Raw genomic sequence first — 16,035 nt, 5'->3', positions numbered from 1 at the left:
CAACAATCTCAAACTTTGACCCCGAATTCATAACGGAATAATCATGAATAGCCTTTCCGCAGAAGAACGCGCAAACGGAAGCGACAACTACTATTCGTCGCTTTCGGAATTCGATCGACTCAATCGTCGTGACTTTATTCGCAACACATTGGCCATCGGTGGAGCGACCGCAGTCGGTGCCGGAGCCATGTACTTTGGCTACCAGAAACCAATCAATCCTGTTCGCGTGTGCGTCATTGGAACGGGCGACGAGGGCAACGTTCTGATCGGCGCCATCAACCCGGACTACGTTCAGGTGACTGCGATCTGCGACATGCGTCCTTCGTCAATTCATCGCGCCTTCCACGGCGATTGGTCTTCTGAAAACGCAAAACGCGTTCGTAAAGGCTTGATGGATGTCTACGGTTGGGATACCGAAGAGGAAGCTCGCAAACACGTTCGCGAGTACTCGGACTGGAAAGAAGCCGTTCAGGATCCCAACATTGACGGCGTGATCATCGCGACGCCACTGTTTTTGCATGCTCCGATAGCGATCGCTGCGATGCAAAACGGAAAGCACGTACTTTGTGAAAAGCTGATGGCTCATAACGTTGCCGAGTGCAAGTTGATGACTCGTCAGGCACGAATGAAGGGCGAGGAACGGTTTCTTTCAATCGGTCACCAGCGTCACTACAGCATCCTCTACGACAACGCGGTCAATCTGATCAAGTGGGGACTGCTCGGTGAAATTCACTCAATCCGTGCCCAATGGCACCGCAACAATGCTCCAGGCCGTGACTCCTGGTCGCTTCCAATCCCCGGTGGTGAGACAACGGTTGCCGGTAAGGAGATTGACAGAATCGCTAACGATCTGAAGAAGTTGACGGCGGCGTTCAACGATCCGGCCACAAGCGCTTCGGAGCGCAAGAAGCTTGGCAAGAAAGTGGCTCAGTGGATGAAGCTGGATGCGGACCAGTCTATCGACGCCAAAAAGTACGGCTACGTGGATAACAAAGAGGTCTACCGAGATCGCACCCGAACGGCGATGGAAGAGCTGATTCGTTGGCGGCTGTGGGACCGTACGGGCGGTGGTTTGATGGCGGAACTTGGAAGCCATCAACTCGATGCGGCCAGTATTTTCATCGCAGCATTGTCTCAGGAAAAAGGCAAACACGTTCACCCGTTGACGGTTCACGCGGTTGGCGGTCGGCATACCGCGCCGATGGATCGCGATGCGGCGGATCACGTTTATTGCACGTTTGAGTATCCTGGTCAGGGCTACGACTACGATTTCGATGTTGGTTACTACGATCAGGTGAACAACTACGGATACAAGTTCGACCCAAGATCTGGAAAGCATATCGGTGGCGAGATTCCTGGCTATGAACAGGACAACAACAAGAAGGTCGTCGTAACTTACTCGTCCATCAACGGCAACGGTTTCGGCGGCTATGGCGAAGTCGTGATGGGCACCAAGGGAACGATGATTCTGGACAAAGAAAAAGAAGTCCTGGTTTATCCTTCTGCGGGCACGTCTTACAAGACGCGTGCCAAGAAGCAAAAAGGCGGCGCCGTCGTCCTCGACACGACTCAATCCGGTGACGCGGCACCAGCACAGGCTGCTCAGGGAGCAGGCGTTGTCAGTCGCGGATACAAGGAAGAGATTGAGCACTGGGCCTGGTGTATCAGCACGGGCGATCACGAAAATCAACCTCGCTGTAATGGCGAAGTTGCGTTGGCGGATGCTTGTGTGGCATTAACGGCTCGTCAAGCGATCAAAAACTCTCAGAAGAAAGGCGGACACGGGTTCATCCAGTTCCAGCCTGAGTGGTTTGACGTCAACGAAGATGCCGTTCCGGAGTCGACTTCGATTGAGGAAACGAAGAAGACGTTTGCGATGGCCAGGAAGAAGCTCGGTTTGGCATAAGCGTATCCGCCATTTGAGGCCGCCCAGTCACGTTTGAGATGGCTTGGACGACTGATAGCGTGTCGGAATAATGGTCAGAAAATCTTTTTGTTGACCATTGGCACGAAAATTGAACGATTCAAGGGTGTTCGGATCTTTTCCCGGACACCCTTTTTTGTTCAGTCATCTCGAGAAATATGGAATCCGACGAACCAGAACAAAAGCCAAAGAAGCGAAAGCTAAAACGCAAGATCCTGTTGGTCCTGCTATTGGTGTTCGTTGTTTTGGCGGCAATTGGCTGGTCACAAGTCAACTCGATCGCGAAATCGAAACTCGAAAGCCAGCTGATCGATGCTGGCTTTGATTCACCCAAGGTTGGTTCCGTTCGAGTCACCTTGGGCGGTATCACCGCAAACGACGTGCAATTGCATGTCGATGATGGCGTGGATCTTAGTTTTCGGCAACTCGCCGTCAACCAATCGATTTTCGAACTCGCCCGCGGCGTCACGCCGATGGATTCAGTTGTGCTCAGCGGTAGCGAGATTTCGTTAAACAGCCGCGACCTGAAAAACGATTCGAGCTTTTCACTCGCCGATATCGACTTGCAGAAAATCGACCTGCCGGCGTCGACAATACGGTTGGAAGACTTTCAGGTTCGCTACTTTGATGACGACGGCGAACTACGTGCTCAGATCGTTGAAGCAACGATCAACGACAATGCCGGAAAGTTTCAGATTAATGGAACCGCGAAAGTTCTTGACGGTCAGATTGCGTTTTCAGGGGAAGCGGAAAAATCGACGGGTGAACTTTCACTGGACGTTCAAGGGCAGCAACTGCATCTCGTCGATCAACAGTGGCAGAAGTGGCCGGGGATCGGGACGTCGGTTGCCAATAACCTCGGCGCCGATACGGTGTTCGACCTCGACGGCAAAGCCAGCGGCACGTTCGACGACATTCACTACTCTGCAGATATCGACACACGCAACGCTCGAATTTTCATACCAAAATTTGAACTGCCGATCGCGATTCGATCCGCTGATGTCAGAATTAGTGACGGATTGGTAACCTACAATTCCGTCGTCGCAGCGATGGGCGATGCCGACATCGTCAATGGCCGCGGGTCGACATCGATTGACGGGTTGCCTTGTCGTTCGAAGTTCGAAGGCGACTTTACCGACGTCAACGTCGCCGACTTGCGGAAACTGGTTAAGGATATTCCCCTAAGCGTCGTTGGAACCGCCGACGGCGTTGTGACCGGATCGGTGGACGTCGACGAATCGCTCAGCACCACGCTGCGGATCTCAGCCAACGGCGATACCAAAACGGCATCTTACGGGCAAATTCATGCGAACCGTGGAAACGTTGACGTACAAATTCAACCGTTGGTTTTGACCAAAGATGGCAAAGTCGTCGATCTGCAGGGAAGCGTCGTCGTCAAAGCAGCCACCAAATCTCAGGACGTCGATGAGGTTCTCGCCACCTTCGATTTGCAGGAACTCGATCGACAATTTGAGTTCGAAATGGCGGGTGACGGAAACGTGGACTTGACCATTCCCCTGAAGTCCGCCGCAGATCTGCGAACCTGGAACCTGACTGTCGAAACCGTCTCCGAAACAGGCAACGTTAGCGGGATGGAACTGCGGGACTTGAAGTTAACCGCGTCACTTGTCGATGGCCTGTTGATCTTCGATCCAACGACGGCGAGTCTCGCCAGTGAACCAGCGGCGAAAGTTGACGTCAATGTAAAGTGGCCGATCGCGAAAAAGGACGGCGTCCTAATCGCTGACACAGGCTTCGTTGAAGTCAAAGGTGCGAATGTTCCTCCGGATGAAGCGATTCGATTTTTCAATCGACAGATGAAGAACGCCGGTGTCGAGTACAGTTTGGAGCCCCAGATTCAGTCGCTGGGAAATTCAGACATTGCTGGTGCACTCAATTTTTCGTCCGCGATTTCGCTACCGTCGGGCATCGATCGCCCCATCGAATCGTGGGAAGTGACGGCGAAGCTGTCTGATTCGAAACTTGGATTCGAGGGAACGAATCTGGAGCAGTTGAGTTCTGAACTCAAGATTCACGATGGCATTCTTTCCGTCAATGGCTTGAAAGGCCAAGTGATCGGCGGTGGTGGCATCGAAGCTGGTGCAACATTGGACCTCGCGACCAGCGAAGCTCAGAACGTCACCATGACAGCCGAACAGTTTCCGGCTTCATGGCTGGCCAACATGATCATCAAGATGGACGCTGAGGGAACATTCACGGATCGAACTGGCTTGCAGCCGAAGAATGTGACGGAGAGCTTGGATGGATTCTTCGATGCGAAAATCGAATTGGATCCGACGCATGATGGCGACGTATTGTGGAACGCGAATGCGGCAGAGCTTTCTGTTTTTGGCAAACCGTTTACAGAAATTGTCGCCTCCGGGAACTACCAATCCGTGTTCTCGATTCGGAAACTGGCCGCCAAACTTCCCGGCGGTGGCAACGCCGCGATGCAAGGCAACTGGAATGCGGTCGAAGACACCGGAGAGATGAAGCTGCTTTGGGAAGACGCCTCGCTTGAGGATTTGCTGGACAAACTGCTGTCGCTACCGCCTTCGTTCTCTTCGACATCCGATGGTGAGTTGCAAGTCACGTTCGAAAATGGACAGCCGAAGTTTACAGGCCAGGTCGACTTGATTGAGCCACGAGCGATGGGCGGAACGCTGGCCGATCATCGATTTCGAATCGAAACGATTGACAACCGAATCCATTTTGAGGACGTGGAAACGAAAACCAAAGACGGGCTGACCGTGAAAGGATCCTTTGCGACGCAGCGTCCGTTTGCGTTTGACCTTAAGGGGCGGACACATTTTATGCCACTGTCGACCGCAATTTACGACCGGTTGTCGGGGAGCGTCTCGTCGACGTTTACTCTGTCTGGAGAAGCCGCGCCGTGGAAATTGAAGACGTCGGGGAACGCAAAACTTCAGAACCTCGCGTTTGAGCAAACGACGCTCTCGGATATCACCGCGAAATGGGAGGTCGATACCGAACGCTCGATCCAGCAGTTGAATTTTGACGGATTGGGCGGTAGGGCCCGGCTTGGTGCCAAAAACGGTTCACCAGACGATTTGATTTTTTCCGTCGATGATCTGGAACTCGCCCAGTTCGCTGCATTTCGGAAACTGCCGGTAAGTCTGGCAGGCGTCGTTTCCGGAGAAGCAGTCATCCGGGATTGGCAGTCCCCCGAAAATCGATCCATCGACGCAACCGCGACCAGTCAGGCGATCAAAGTCGGTGGTGTCAGGCTGTCCCGGATCAAAGGCACGGTCTCATTGAGTAAAGGCGGGCGAAAGCTGGCGTATGGACTCGATAGCGAATGGCTCGATGGAAAACTTGAAGGCGACGGCTCCGTCCGTTTGGATAACGTCGACAATCCTTTCAACGCAGCTTTTCCCCTCAAGCTAAGGCTAACCAATGCTCGCCTGCGAAGCCTGTCTGAATCGAGTCCGGCCCTTTCGCGATCAGCCCTCCGACAACTCGAAGGGCGATTGTCGCTTGCGATGGATTGGTCGGTAACGCCTGGCGAGTATCCATCGGGAACCGGGAGCGTGACGTTGGAGGACGCCAAGTGGAAAAATCGACTGGTTAGTCGAAAAATCTACTCGGACATTGGTCTCGACGAAGGCATTATGCAACTTGAAAACATTAGCGCCGACTTGCAACAGGGAGAGATCGCAGGCCGTGCGACGGTTCCGCTGGTGGGAGGTGCATCTGGCAAGTACGAGCTGGACGTGAGAAACTTCAGCCTCGAACGATTGATGGCTGTTCTGCTGGACGATCCGATTGAAGCTACCGGGCAAGTCAATGCGAGGATTTCAGGTCGGACCGGGAAAACGATCACCGGCGCGGGAACGCTCGGTCTATCTCGAGCTGGTTTGTTCGGAGTCTCAGATCAATCAATGAAGATTCCCATACGCTTCAGCGTCCAACCATCTCAGCAAACGGCCACGATTGAAATGCCTCGAACTCGATTCCGTGCGTTTCGTGGCAACGTAAATGGCAAAGCCAAACTCGACATTGGGTCTCGCGTTCGTCTTGAGTCAAAACTTGAGCTTGCGGATATCGATTCGAAAACTCTTATCAGTGCACTTACCGGTTACACGAACACAGGCGATGGAAAACTGAGTGGTCGGCTGGAGGTTTCCGGAAAAGACATTCGATCAGAAAACGATTTGGTCGGAACATTCCGAGGTCAGCTCGAGCAGTCCAGCGCGTTCTCACTGCCGCTGCTGGATCAGGTGTCGCGTTTCATCGGCAACGCGGGTTCGCTCCGCAACGACAAATTCGATTCGGACGCGATCGATTTGGTACTCTCCAAAGGCCGCGTCAACGTGCGGCAGTTTCGATTGCAAAGTTCCCTCGCGTCGGTCGTTGTCCTCGGTGACGTTTTCCTCGACGGTCGATTGGATATGGAGATCGCGGCACGTGTTGAGCGTCTCAATCAACCGACGCTGCTCGACGAGTTGGCTGGTTCTCCGATCGCCCGCTTCACTGGGCCTGAAGTCGCATTTCTTGCCCAAGCCGCAGAGTTTCTCTCTGAGCGAATTGTGGTGCTGGATGTTGGCGGCACGACGTTGCGTCCGCATATCCGCCTGAGCACGGCAAAACAGCTGAAAGAAGAGGTTATTCGATACTTCTTACGCGGCAGTCAAATCTTGCCAAACGCGAACGGCCTGAACAATTAGCTGATTCGGTACGTTCCGATTTTCCGAATCATCCTGAACAGTCAACTTTCATTCAGACGGTTCAGTCATGCTTCGCAAAAAAACTATATCGCTGCAAAGCCCCGCTGTTGGATGCCTTGTGATTCTGATCGCACTTGCCTTGGTAGGCTCAACAGGATGCTCAACGCTTTCTTCGCTCGGAATCCCTGTGGGTCGCCCAGGCAATCGGCTGTTAGATCGAGCCAAAGAGATCAGCGAAGCTCCGGGGCAAAGTTTTCTGATTCAAAAAGAATTGGCAATCGCGCCGCTCGCCGGCTACAACGTCGAGATCTCGGACACCGTTTCGGTTGAGCCAGTCAGTTTCGATGCATCGATACGTTTGCCGGGCGATCAAGTCGTCAAACCAGACGGCACGATTTCTCTTGGAGAATTTGGTAGCTATCAAGCCAACGGGAAAACTGTTGAGCTGATGCAGCTTGAGATTCAGGCTCACATCGATCAAAAACTGCGATCTGAGATGGAAGTTGAATACGCTAAATCGGAAGCGGAGATTGAGGCATCGAGCCGTGAAAGCGGCGATATCGAAACGCTTGACTTCGAGCCCGCTGTGGATTCCGTCATAGAAAACGGTGACGCATCTGACGCTGCAGACAAGCTTGAGCTGGACGCAGAGCGCGACAAACGCGAAGCAGTCCGAAGAGATCGAGCCCGCAAAGAGTTCGAACGACGGCTGGATGAGAAACTGAAGCAGAATCGGGTCAGCGTCCGTTTGACCAACTGGGACAGCAAAAAGATTTACGTTTTGGGTGAAGTGAACTCTCCCGGCTCGTTTCTCTACATCGGAAACGAGACGGTTCTTGATGCACTAATCGAAGCCGGCGGGGTCACGACCTCCTCAAATCGCCACAACATAATTGTCAGCCGACCTTCATCCTGTGGTGAATGTCGTACCGTGATGAAAATTTGCTATGACCAGATCGTTCAACTGGGCGACGCGTCGACAAACTATCAGCTGCTTCCGGGCGACCGGGTTTTCGTCCCTTCGATGACTTTCATGGATGACTTGAAGCAGACTTTCAATCCGCAAGGCAATCAAAAATGCCCGAGATGCGCCGGTTGCGACGTCGGATGCGACCTCCCGCAGGGCTGTGAATAGACTGATAGCATTCTGTTTGTCGCTGGTTTATAACTCGCAACGATCCGTTGTAGATCCACGAACTTTGTTTCGTGGACCTGATAGCTGTGCGGTCGACTTTTTCGCGCAGCATTTTCGATGTCAGTAAATCCCTGATGGTTCCGTCCCCAACCTGTTGTTGATCTGGCCCGGGCGAAACCGCACGGAAGCTTCGTGCGGTACCGCTCATTAAGCCTTGCCGGTCAGGCTGACGCGTATTTCTACAACGTCAAAACGACTTCGGGGACACCTTCGGGCTGATCCTTTTCTTTTCGTTGTGCACGTGGTTCACGACCGATTGTACCAGTGCGAACGTCTTCTCCGATTCTGACTAGCGCAGATCGGAAGTCACTGTACGACCCAAACAACGAGTTCCGAAATGAGAAATCAACTCCTGCCAAACGGATTGGCAATCTTTGTATCCCTGTTTGCATTGACCGGAATGGTCGTCGGACAGCAATACGACTCAACGACTACGATCGATCAAAACTACTACGGCGATTGCACAGCAGATTCCTGCGACGTCGGCGCGGCCTGTTACGCTGACGCAGGGCTCCTCGGTCGTGGTTTCATCAAGAAAAGCGATCACGCGTTTGATGACTTCATCAGCCCGATGACGAACCCGATTTTCTTCGAAGATCCCCGCAACGTGACCGAAGCGAGAGCGATCTTCATGAACCACAAAGTTCCGCTCGCTGCAGGCTCCGGCGATGTTCAAGTCTACGCCGTTCAGCTTCGTGCCCGATTGAGCGAAAACGTTTCTTTGATCGCAACCAAAGACGGCTATATCACGTCGTCGAACCCGCTGGTGAACGACGGATGGGCTGACCTTTCTGCTGGTCTGAAGTTCAACCTGATTCGTGACACTTGCAACCAACGGTTGCTCAGCGGTGGTTTTACATTTGAACTGCCGACTGGAGAAGCTGATCCGCTTCAAGGAAACGGCGATGGCGAACTGAATCTGTTCCTGACGGGAGCGAAGAAGTTGGGCGAGCGAGTACACTGGATCGCCGCCGGTGGTCTGCGTCTGCCGATCAACTCAACGGACGAATCGACCAGCAGCTATTTCTCAAACCACTTCGACTTTCAGATTCGCAAAAGCTTCTATCTGCTCGCCGAGACGAATTGGTATCACTGGCTCGGCGCCGGCCAGGACGGTCCGCTTCCAGGGATCGAAGGCCTTGATCTGATTAACCTTGGGAATCCAGGCGTTGCCGGAAACGATATCGTGACACAGGCTTTCGGCGTCAAATACAAGCCGAACGGAAACAATGAATTTGGTTTTGCGTTTGAAATGCCGCTTACTGAGCGTGAGGACATCATCGACAACCGTATCACTGCTGACTGGATTATCCGCTACTAGATACGACGAAAGCCATCTGAGCGATGGCAAAAATTCAATTCTCTGAACACTGGCCAGGTTGCATTGCTTCCTGGCCAGTTTCATTTGGTGAACCTGAAGCTCCGTTCTTCGTCTGGTATCCTGAAACGAAAGAATGAACCAGAAATTGAGAACTGATGAACAAAAAGCAGCTAGTTAACCTTGGCGTCCCAAAGGATTGCGTCCCAGAAGCGATTGCAGCAATCCAGACTTTGCCGCGTACGCGTGAAGGCGCCAAAAAGTTGATTCCAAAGGTCGTTGCTGCGCCAGAAGTCTATGTCGCGGATCCGGATTTGGGACTGTTCGCCAAAGCCCTGATCGAATTCCACGAGAACGACGTTCCGTTGAGCTCGATCGCTTATAGCAAATGGGGCGAGGACTTCGACGAGTTTTCAATCCAGCAAATTGAGAACGCGTGCAAGTTGCCGGTGGCTCGTGGTGCTGCTCTGATGCCAGATGCGCACTCAGGTTACGGTCTGCCAATCGGTGGTGTGCTGGCTTGTGAGAACGCTGTGATTCCTTACGGAGTCGGAGTTGATATCGCGTGCCGAATGAAGCTGACGATCACAGACCTCGATGTGCAGACGCTTGAGCAAAATGATCCGGCGAAATGTCGCGAACTGGATCGGTCGCTCGAGAAAGGCACCTTGTTTGGAGCCGGTCGAAAGTGGAAGCGTCCGCACGATCACGAGGTTCTCGACGAGGATTGGACAATCACGGCGATTACCCGGCAAGTCCGCGACAAAGCGGTCGGGCAGCTCGGAACCAGCGGAAGCGGAAACCATTTCGTTGAGTGGGGCGTCGTGACGTTGGCCGAAGGTGACTTTGGTTTGGAAGCCGGAACCTACGTCGGTCTGCTTTCGCACAGCGGTAGCCGTGGTCCGGGTGCCATGACCTGCAAGCGTTACACGGACATCGCGCGACAAGGTGCTCCTTCGCGAATCAAGGACGATCCGCAGTTGCGGCACCTTTGTTGGCTGGACATGGATTCAGAAGCCGGTCAGGAATACTGGGCGGCGATGAATTTGATGGGCCGGTTCGCGTCAGCAAACCATGAGGTGATCCATCGCTATGTGACGAAGCTTGCAGGAGCCAAGTCACTGGCGACGATTGAAAACCATCATAATTTCGCGTGGCTTGAGAAGCACGACGGACAGGATGTCTACGTGCATCGAAAGGGTGCAACGCCAGCCGGTGAAGGTGACCTCGGAGTGATCCCGGGCAACATGGCTGACGCGGCGTTTATCGTTCGTGGAAAGGGGAACGCCAAGAGTCTGAATTCGGCTTCACATGGTGCGGGTCGCGCAATGTCGCGGACGGCAGCGAAGAAGAAGTTCAGTTGGGGTTCATGGCGCGATCACTTGAAGCACAAGAACGTGCGGTTGTTGGCAGGCGGTTTGGATGAAGTTCCGGGCGCCTACAAGAACATCCACGACGTGATGGCGGCTCAGCAGGATTTGGTCGACGTTGTCGGTCAGTTCATGCCGAAGATCGTGATGATGTGCGGCGACGGAAGTCGAGCCGAAGATTGAGCGACGTGAAGGACGGGCAAACTTGCTCGTCCTTTTTTCTTGCGCCGAGTTGTTGAAGCTGGATCTTTCAATCAATTCGCGGGCTCATTCGACAATATCACCGATTTCCAAACGCAGGCTCTTCAGGACTCGCGATTTTGCCACTCTGACCGTTCCGGGTTTCATGGACAGATCTTTGGCCACATTGATGGTTTCGCGACCGTCAACGACGACCATCCAAAATGCTTTCCAGGTTTGATCTGCAAAACTACCTCGAATGTTGTCTAACGCTTTCCGCAACAAAGTGTGGTGAATCTCGGATTCCTGATGCGATCGGTGAGCATGTCCGGTCAACGATTTCGCTGGCATTTGCTCCATGAACTGAAGTGCCGTTGTGCCGCCGATCGGGTTTGGATTGCGTCCACGTTTACGAAAGTGATCGTTCAGTTTGTTTCGCGTCAGCGTCCTGAGCCAACCGCGAAACGTGCCTTTTTCAATGTGGTGAAACTTGCTGATGTGGCGAGCCACGGAATGAAAGACCTCCTGAAACACATCGTTCAAATCGTGTTGAGGCAGTCCTGATTCCTGGCACCAGAAATAGACCAGCGGCGAATACAGATCCACCATACGCCGCCAGGCATTCGGGTCGTCGTCTTTGACTCGTGCAATCAGGCTGTGTGAAGTCAGTTTCGCATTGTCGAAATCCGATTTCGATTTGGTTTCACGAGCAGCAATCGAAGAGGTTTTTGGCTTAGCGGTCATCAAAATCTGCTCCAGCTTTGTATCGGTATCGCGAGCGATTCTTCGCAGGCCAGAAAACGATCAGCGTCAGGCCGATGAACAACGCCGAAACAGCCCCGATGAGATTGAAGGCGCTCCGTAGACCGCGATGTGTCGATTCGATGTCTCGCTTGAGCGGTCGAACAATCGAAAGCACGCCTGCAACCTCTCCAACGACCCAGTCTTGTTTTGGGCTTGAAGGATCGTTGTTGTGGCAGTCGATGCAGCTCTGTTTCATGATTTGTGCCCGGGCATACCTCAGCACCGGTTGGCCGTCGTCTTCGCCGAACTCGTGGAAGGAACGTCCGTCGACATCCTCTTTGGTTGAAAGCCGGGCATCAGATCCATCTTCAGTCTGACTCTCGGTGCGGCAGCCAAGCCCCAGTGCTTCGATCGCTCGCAATTCGAAATCGTTTTGCGCACCCCTGTTCTCACGCCATGGAAAGTCACTGTAGATTTTGACTTGCATCCCTGATTCGCCCGCGGAGATGCGTTTCCCGGCATCGATCATAAACGTGAACGGAAGCGGGATGGAGTTTTCCGTTTCGGTATAGCGATGTGTTACGGGAACCTGATTTTGATTCAATGGGCCGACAACGCTCTCGCTGTAGTACTCGTTGATGTCTTCGAGCATGTTGGCTTCCATCCGTGTGCCCTCCAATGCGGTACTGTGTACGAAATGTGTGGAAAGCGACGACAGGTAGGCGAATCCTCCCACGGTGATGATCGGAATTGCGGCCAACAAACTCGCTGCCAAGGGATAGGCGCGACACCAGCGCCAGAGCTTTTCCCGAAATCCTAGCGGCCTCGCTTTGATCGGTTTTCCATGTGCGAATCGTCGCAGATCGTCGGTCAGTTCAGCAGTCGATTGATATCGAGCGTTTTGCGGTTTTGCCAGTGATTTCAGGCAAATTGTGGCCAGATCTGCAGGAATCTTCGGGTCCAATTGTCGAGGCGATCTGGGTTCGTCATTCATGACCTGCAACAGCAGCATGCGGCGATTTCCCTGAAACGGAAGTTCTCCTGTCAGCATTTCGTACAGCACGACTCCCAAACTGTACACGTCGCTGCGTGCGTCGACGCGCCGCGAATCACCGGAAGCCTGTTCCGGCGACATGTAGGCAGGCGTGCCCATCACTCTGCCGACGGATGTCATTGTGTTGCCAGCGTCCAGGATCCGTTTGGCCAAACCGAAATCCATGACATGTGCATTGCCGCTGCGGTCAATCAGAATGTTGGATGGTTTTATGTCGCGATGGATGATTCCGTTGTCGTGAGCGTATTGCAGTGCGTCGCCAATCGCAGCGACCAGGTTCGCCGATTCGGTGAAAGGCAGAGCTCCGTTTTGCAACACAGCTTCCAGCGACTGCCCATCAATGTATTCGGTGACGAGGTAGCAGATTTCCTCTTCCGACCGAACGGTATCGTAAACGGACACAATTCCCTGATGATTTAGCTGAGCAATGCTTTGGGCCTCGCGAAGAAACCGCTCTGCATCTTCGTCCGTTGCAAATGTGCCTGCCCGTTGAACTTTTAATGCTACCCAGCGGTCCAATTCCGTGTCGCGAGCCTTGAACACAAAGCCAAAGGAACCAACTCCCAGTTCCGAGTGCAATTCAAATCGTCCCAATCGTACAGGTCCATCCTGTAGCTTGTTTGCCAACCGTCGCCCGGAGTCAAAAGAAGCTGGAGTTGACGCGCTGTCTGCGGCTTCACGGGCGGCTTCCAATAGTTGCGAAGGGATTTCGAATGCTTGCCGGCCTTTCGAATTACATGATTTGCTTGTGTGACTTGACTGCAAGTTCATCGATTGGAGTTCGGCGACCAACCCGGAGTCGTCCTGGCTTGAAGCAGCATCAATCGCAACTCCACACGCGACACACTGTTCGACATGCTGAGCCAACTGAGACAGACGCGACTCAGGGACATTGCCAATCGCGAACGCACCGAGTTCGTCGGAATCAGGGCATTGTGCCAATGGCTGGTCTGGCATTTTGCTGCTCCTCTCATTTGGGTTTCCACGCTAAACACTGCTCGCACAGCGACTCTTATACTAACGCCAAAGCGTTACACGGTGGAATTTGCCGAGAATGTCGACGTTTTCCTAGTGTAACGCCTTCGCGTTAGGATCTACGTCAGCAAATGGCAAACTCCATTTTCGGCCACGATCTTCTGACGGTAAATTCGATCACCGGACGCCGATTGCGGATGGGATTTGAATCACATTTGAGCTGATTTGCATTTGAGCTGACTCGCTATCCCCATCGTTTACGTTTCAAACCAGAGAAAGCAATCTCGCATGTTCCATCTGACCTCTTTCGTTGTCGCGTGTTTCCTGTCAGCGGTCTGCTGTGTCGGGCAAGATCCGCCAGTCACCTCGGCTGAATCCGACTCCGCAATCGATTACGAAACCAGGATTCGCCCTCTGTTGAACAAGTACTGCGCGGATTGCCACGAACCTGGAGCGATGCAAGGGCTGGACTTTCTCAGTGCTCTGACATTGACGGAAGTTAAAACACATCGTGGGATGTTTGCCGATGTCGCGCAGCAAATGAATGATCGCTTGATGCCGCCGAAGAACTTTGATCAACCTACTGACAAAGAGCGAACGTTGGTCACCAACTGGATTAAAAATTCGCTCGACTTGAAGCCCGCCGACACTCAGCGGATCGCTCAGTACGTCGTCGCTGTTTACCAGGACCGAAAAGGGCATCTGTGGTTTGGGACGATGAACAAGGGAGTTGCTCGCTACGATGGAACCAACGTCGAGTACTTTTCCAAGAAAGATGGTCTTCCGTCCAACGCAGTGCCAAGCTTTGCCGAAGACAAAGATGGCAATTTCTTCGTCGGCACTCAGGCCGGAGTTTGTCAGTTTGACGGAAAGTCGTTTGTCAGTCTTGGGCCCGCCGAAGGCCTACCTGGTCCCGGAACACCATCGCCCGAATCCTCGGCCAGCGTGAGTGCGGATCGAAGCGGAACCATCTGGGTGAGTGTTGGGCAAAGCATCTACCGACACGATGGAAAGCGATTCAGCAAATTCGCCATACCGGTCGCACTGCAAAACATTGAGTCCTATTCGATCCTGAAAGGAGACGTTTCCTTTCAATTGGAAGACAGTCAGGGGAACTTGTGGTTTGCGATTGATGGCGATGGTGCGTACAAATTCGACGGAAAATCTTTCGCTCACTTCACAAAGAAAGATGGGCTCTGCAGCAACAACGTCACAGGAATTATCGAAGACAAAAAAGGCAACTTTTGGTTTACCTGTATGCAATCTTACCAGCCAAAAATGACCGGGGACGGAGGGCTGTGCCGCTTCGATGGAAACACGTTCACGACGTTTGCTGAAGTCACAGGGCTTTCCACAAACGATCTCTACTCGATCATGGAAGCGAGAAATGGCGACATTTGGATCGGAGCTACTGGAGTGGGGGCATATCGCTACGACGGGAAAACGTTCACCCTGTTCGATCAGGCCGACAAGCCCAGCAGGACACGGAACTTCGGCGTTCAGGATATTTTCGAAGCCAAGAATGGAACGCTCTGGTTTGGTTTTTCCGGAGGGCTCTTTCGTTTCAACGGAAGGTCGTTCTTCAACGTGACAGCAGACGGTCCGTGGAGAAGGCTGTCGTCCGAGATGGCTGAGGTCATTGCCGGGAAAATGCAAAGCCCAACATGGATCCATGCCAAAGCCGGTGCCGCGTTTTCCGCGTTGGCAGATGGCGATTACGAACGCGCTAAGGAGATGTTGCTTTCGGTCCAGGGTGATGACCCGAACGAACCGGCCATTCGGGAAATGACGCTCAATGAAATTGGCTATGAGCTGATCGGAAAGAAGCAGATTGACCTAGCGCTGGATGTTCTCAAAATCAATACGCTTCTCTATCCAACGAGCTTCAATACGTTCGATAGTTTGGGCGAAGCATATCGGTACAATCACGACGAATCGTCGGCCATCAGGAATTACCAGAAGTCACTGGAATTGAATCCTGAAAATGAAGGTGCGAAAAAAGCTCTCCTGGAAATATCAGCTGCAAGACGATATCGAAGTTCGCTTGTCGCTCCGGATGATTGGTTGGAGGAAGTCATCATCTGTCCGCCGAGCTTTGCTCCCACCATGTCGATCACCGGGTTGGAGCATCTGCGTCTACCGTCCGATTTCCGGGATCCGGATTCTGATTGGTTTATCTCGTATTTGTTTGCGATTGAACTGACGAAAGCGACTGAGCTAAGCGAGCAGTCGATCGGCGAGCAACTGTTACTCTATTTCCGTGGATTGGCCGACGGTCGCTCTGGCACAAATGGAACTCGGATCGATACGAGCAAGTTTTCAATCGAGCCAGAAAAGCTGAATCAGACGACTGGCGACAGGGAGTTCTCCTATGTGTTGGCGTGGCGCGAACCGTTCGTGAACGCGACTCCGTTGAAGCAGAAACTTCGAGTCAAAGTGATCACCGGAAAGAACGAGCATGGCGTGCTGTTTATCTGCGGATCGCCGAAATCGTATGAATCAGAGGTCTGGACCAAACTCCTTGAAATTCGATCAAAGTTTGAGGCCGCTCCAATGGACACCGATGCGAAATGAAGTCAAATTTGAC

General features: G+C 52.9%; 8 protein-coding genes. 6 read left to right on the top strand and 2 right to left on the bottom strand.

Annotated elements, in window-relative coordinates:
* Window positions 1-43 precede the first annotated feature (43 nt).
* The 5 genes from MFFC18_RS14145 to MFFC18_RS14125 all read left to right on the top strand — a co-directional run bounded on the left by MFFC18_RS14145 (window position 44) and on the right by MFFC18_RS14125 (window position 10,678).
* Complete coding sequence (locus MFFC18_RS14145; RefSeq protein WP_238381326.1) at window positions 44-1,906, top strand: Gfo/Idh/MocA family protein; 1,863 nt, start codon at window positions 44-46, stop codon at window positions 1,904-1,906.
* A gap of 176 nt (window positions 1,907-2,082) precedes the next feature.
* The gene (locus tag MFFC18_RS14140) at window positions 2,083-6,612 is read left to right on the top strand and encodes a translocation/assembly module TamB domain-containing protein (RefSeq protein ID WP_075085951.1); all 4,530 of its coding nucleotides are present in this window, start codon (window positions 2,083-2,085) and stop codon (window positions 6,610-6,612) included.
* Between the two features lie 67 nt (window positions 6,613-6,679).
* Complete coding sequence (locus tag MFFC18_RS14135) at window positions 6,680-7,747, top strand: polysaccharide biosynthesis/export family protein (protein WP_075085952.1); 1,068 nt, start codon at window positions 6,680-6,682, stop codon at window positions 7,745-7,747.
* Between the two features lie 397 nt (window positions 7,748-8,144).
* A complete protein-coding gene (locus MFFC18_RS14130) occupies window positions 8,145-9,128 on the top strand; it encodes a hypothetical protein (RefSeq protein ID WP_148618878.1) in 984 nt (327 codons plus the stop codon).
* A gap of 155 nt (window positions 9,129-9,283) precedes the next feature.
* The gene (locus tag MFFC18_RS14125; RefSeq protein ID WP_075085954.1) at window positions 9,284-10,678 is read left to right on the top strand and encodes an RtcB family protein; all 1,395 of its coding nucleotides are present in this window, start codon (window positions 9,284-9,286) and stop codon (window positions 10,676-10,678) included.
* An 84-nt stretch (window positions 10,679-10,762) separates the two neighbouring features.
* Here MFFC18_RS14125 and MFFC18_RS14120 read toward each other — a convergent pair whose 3' ends face one another.
* Together MFFC18_RS14120 and MFFC18_RS14115 are read right to left on the bottom strand one after the other, a co-directional pair.
* Window positions 10,763-11,419 carry an RNA polymerase sigma factor gene (locus tag MFFC18_RS14120; protein WP_084417354.1) on the bottom strand — a complete coding sequence of 219 codons (657 nt, stop codon included), beginning with the start codon at window positions 11,417-11,419 and terminating at the stop codon, window positions 10,763-10,765.
* Window positions 11,409-13,430, bottom strand: coding sequence for a protein kinase domain-containing protein (locus tag MFFC18_RS14115; protein WP_075085955.1), 2,022 nt, complete (start codon window positions 13,428-13,430; stop codon window positions 11,409-11,411). The genes MFFC18_RS14120 and MFFC18_RS14115 overlap by 11 nt, the downstream gene beginning before the upstream one ends.
* Before the next feature lie 306 nt (window positions 13,431-13,736).
* Between MFFC18_RS14115 and MFFC18_RS14110 the strand changes: the two genes are divergently transcribed.
* Window positions 13,737-16,022, top strand: a complete 2,286-nt coding sequence (locus MFFC18_RS14110) for a two-component regulator propeller domain-containing protein (protein WP_075085956.1) — start codon at window positions 13,737-13,739, stop codon at window positions 16,020-16,022.
* Window positions 16,023-16,035: the final 13 nt, after the last annotated feature.

Source organism: Mariniblastus fucicola (genome assembly GCF_008087665.1).
Classification (GTDB): domain Bacteria; phylum Planctomycetota; class Planctomycetia; order Pirellulales; family Pirellulaceae; genus Mariniblastus; species Mariniblastus fucicola.
The sequence above is the reverse complement of the archived record's forward strand: the minus strand, read 5'-3'. Positions and strand labels throughout refer to the sequence as shown.

What these genes read in the sequence shown, in the direction of transcription:
- MFFC18_RS14145 (WP_238381326.1), top strand. Translation starts at nt 44, where the DNA reads ATGAATAGCCTTTCCGCAGAAGAACGCGCAAACGGAAGCGACAACTAC.
- MFFC18_RS14140 (WP_075085951.1), top strand. Translation starts at nt 2,083, where the DNA reads ATGGAATCCGACGAACCAGAACAAAAGCCAAAGAAGCGAAAGCTAAAA.
- MFFC18_RS14135 (WP_075085952.1), top strand. Translation starts at nt 6,680, where the DNA reads ATGCTTCGCAAAAAAACTATATCGCTGCAAAGCCCCGCTGTTGGATGC.
- MFFC18_RS14130 (WP_148618878.1), top strand. Translation starts at nt 8,145, where the DNA reads ATGAGAAATCAACTCCTGCCAAACGGATTGGCAATCTTTGTATCCCTG.
- MFFC18_RS14125 (WP_075085954.1), top strand. Translation starts at nt 9,284, where the DNA reads ATGAACAAAAAGCAGCTAGTTAACCTTGGCGTCCCAAAGGATTGCGTC.
- MFFC18_RS14120 (WP_084417354.1), bottom strand. Translation starts at nt 11,419, where the DNA reads ATGACCGCTAAGCCAAAAACCTCTTCGATTGCTGCTCGTGAAACCAAA.
- MFFC18_RS14115 (WP_075085955.1), bottom strand. Translation starts at nt 13,430, where the DNA reads ATGCCAGACCAGCCATTGGCACAATGCCCTGATTCCGACGAACTCGGT.
- MFFC18_RS14110 (WP_075085956.1), top strand. Translation starts at nt 13,737, where the DNA reads ATGTTCCATCTGACCTCTTTCGTTGTCGCGTGTTTCCTGTCAGCGGTC.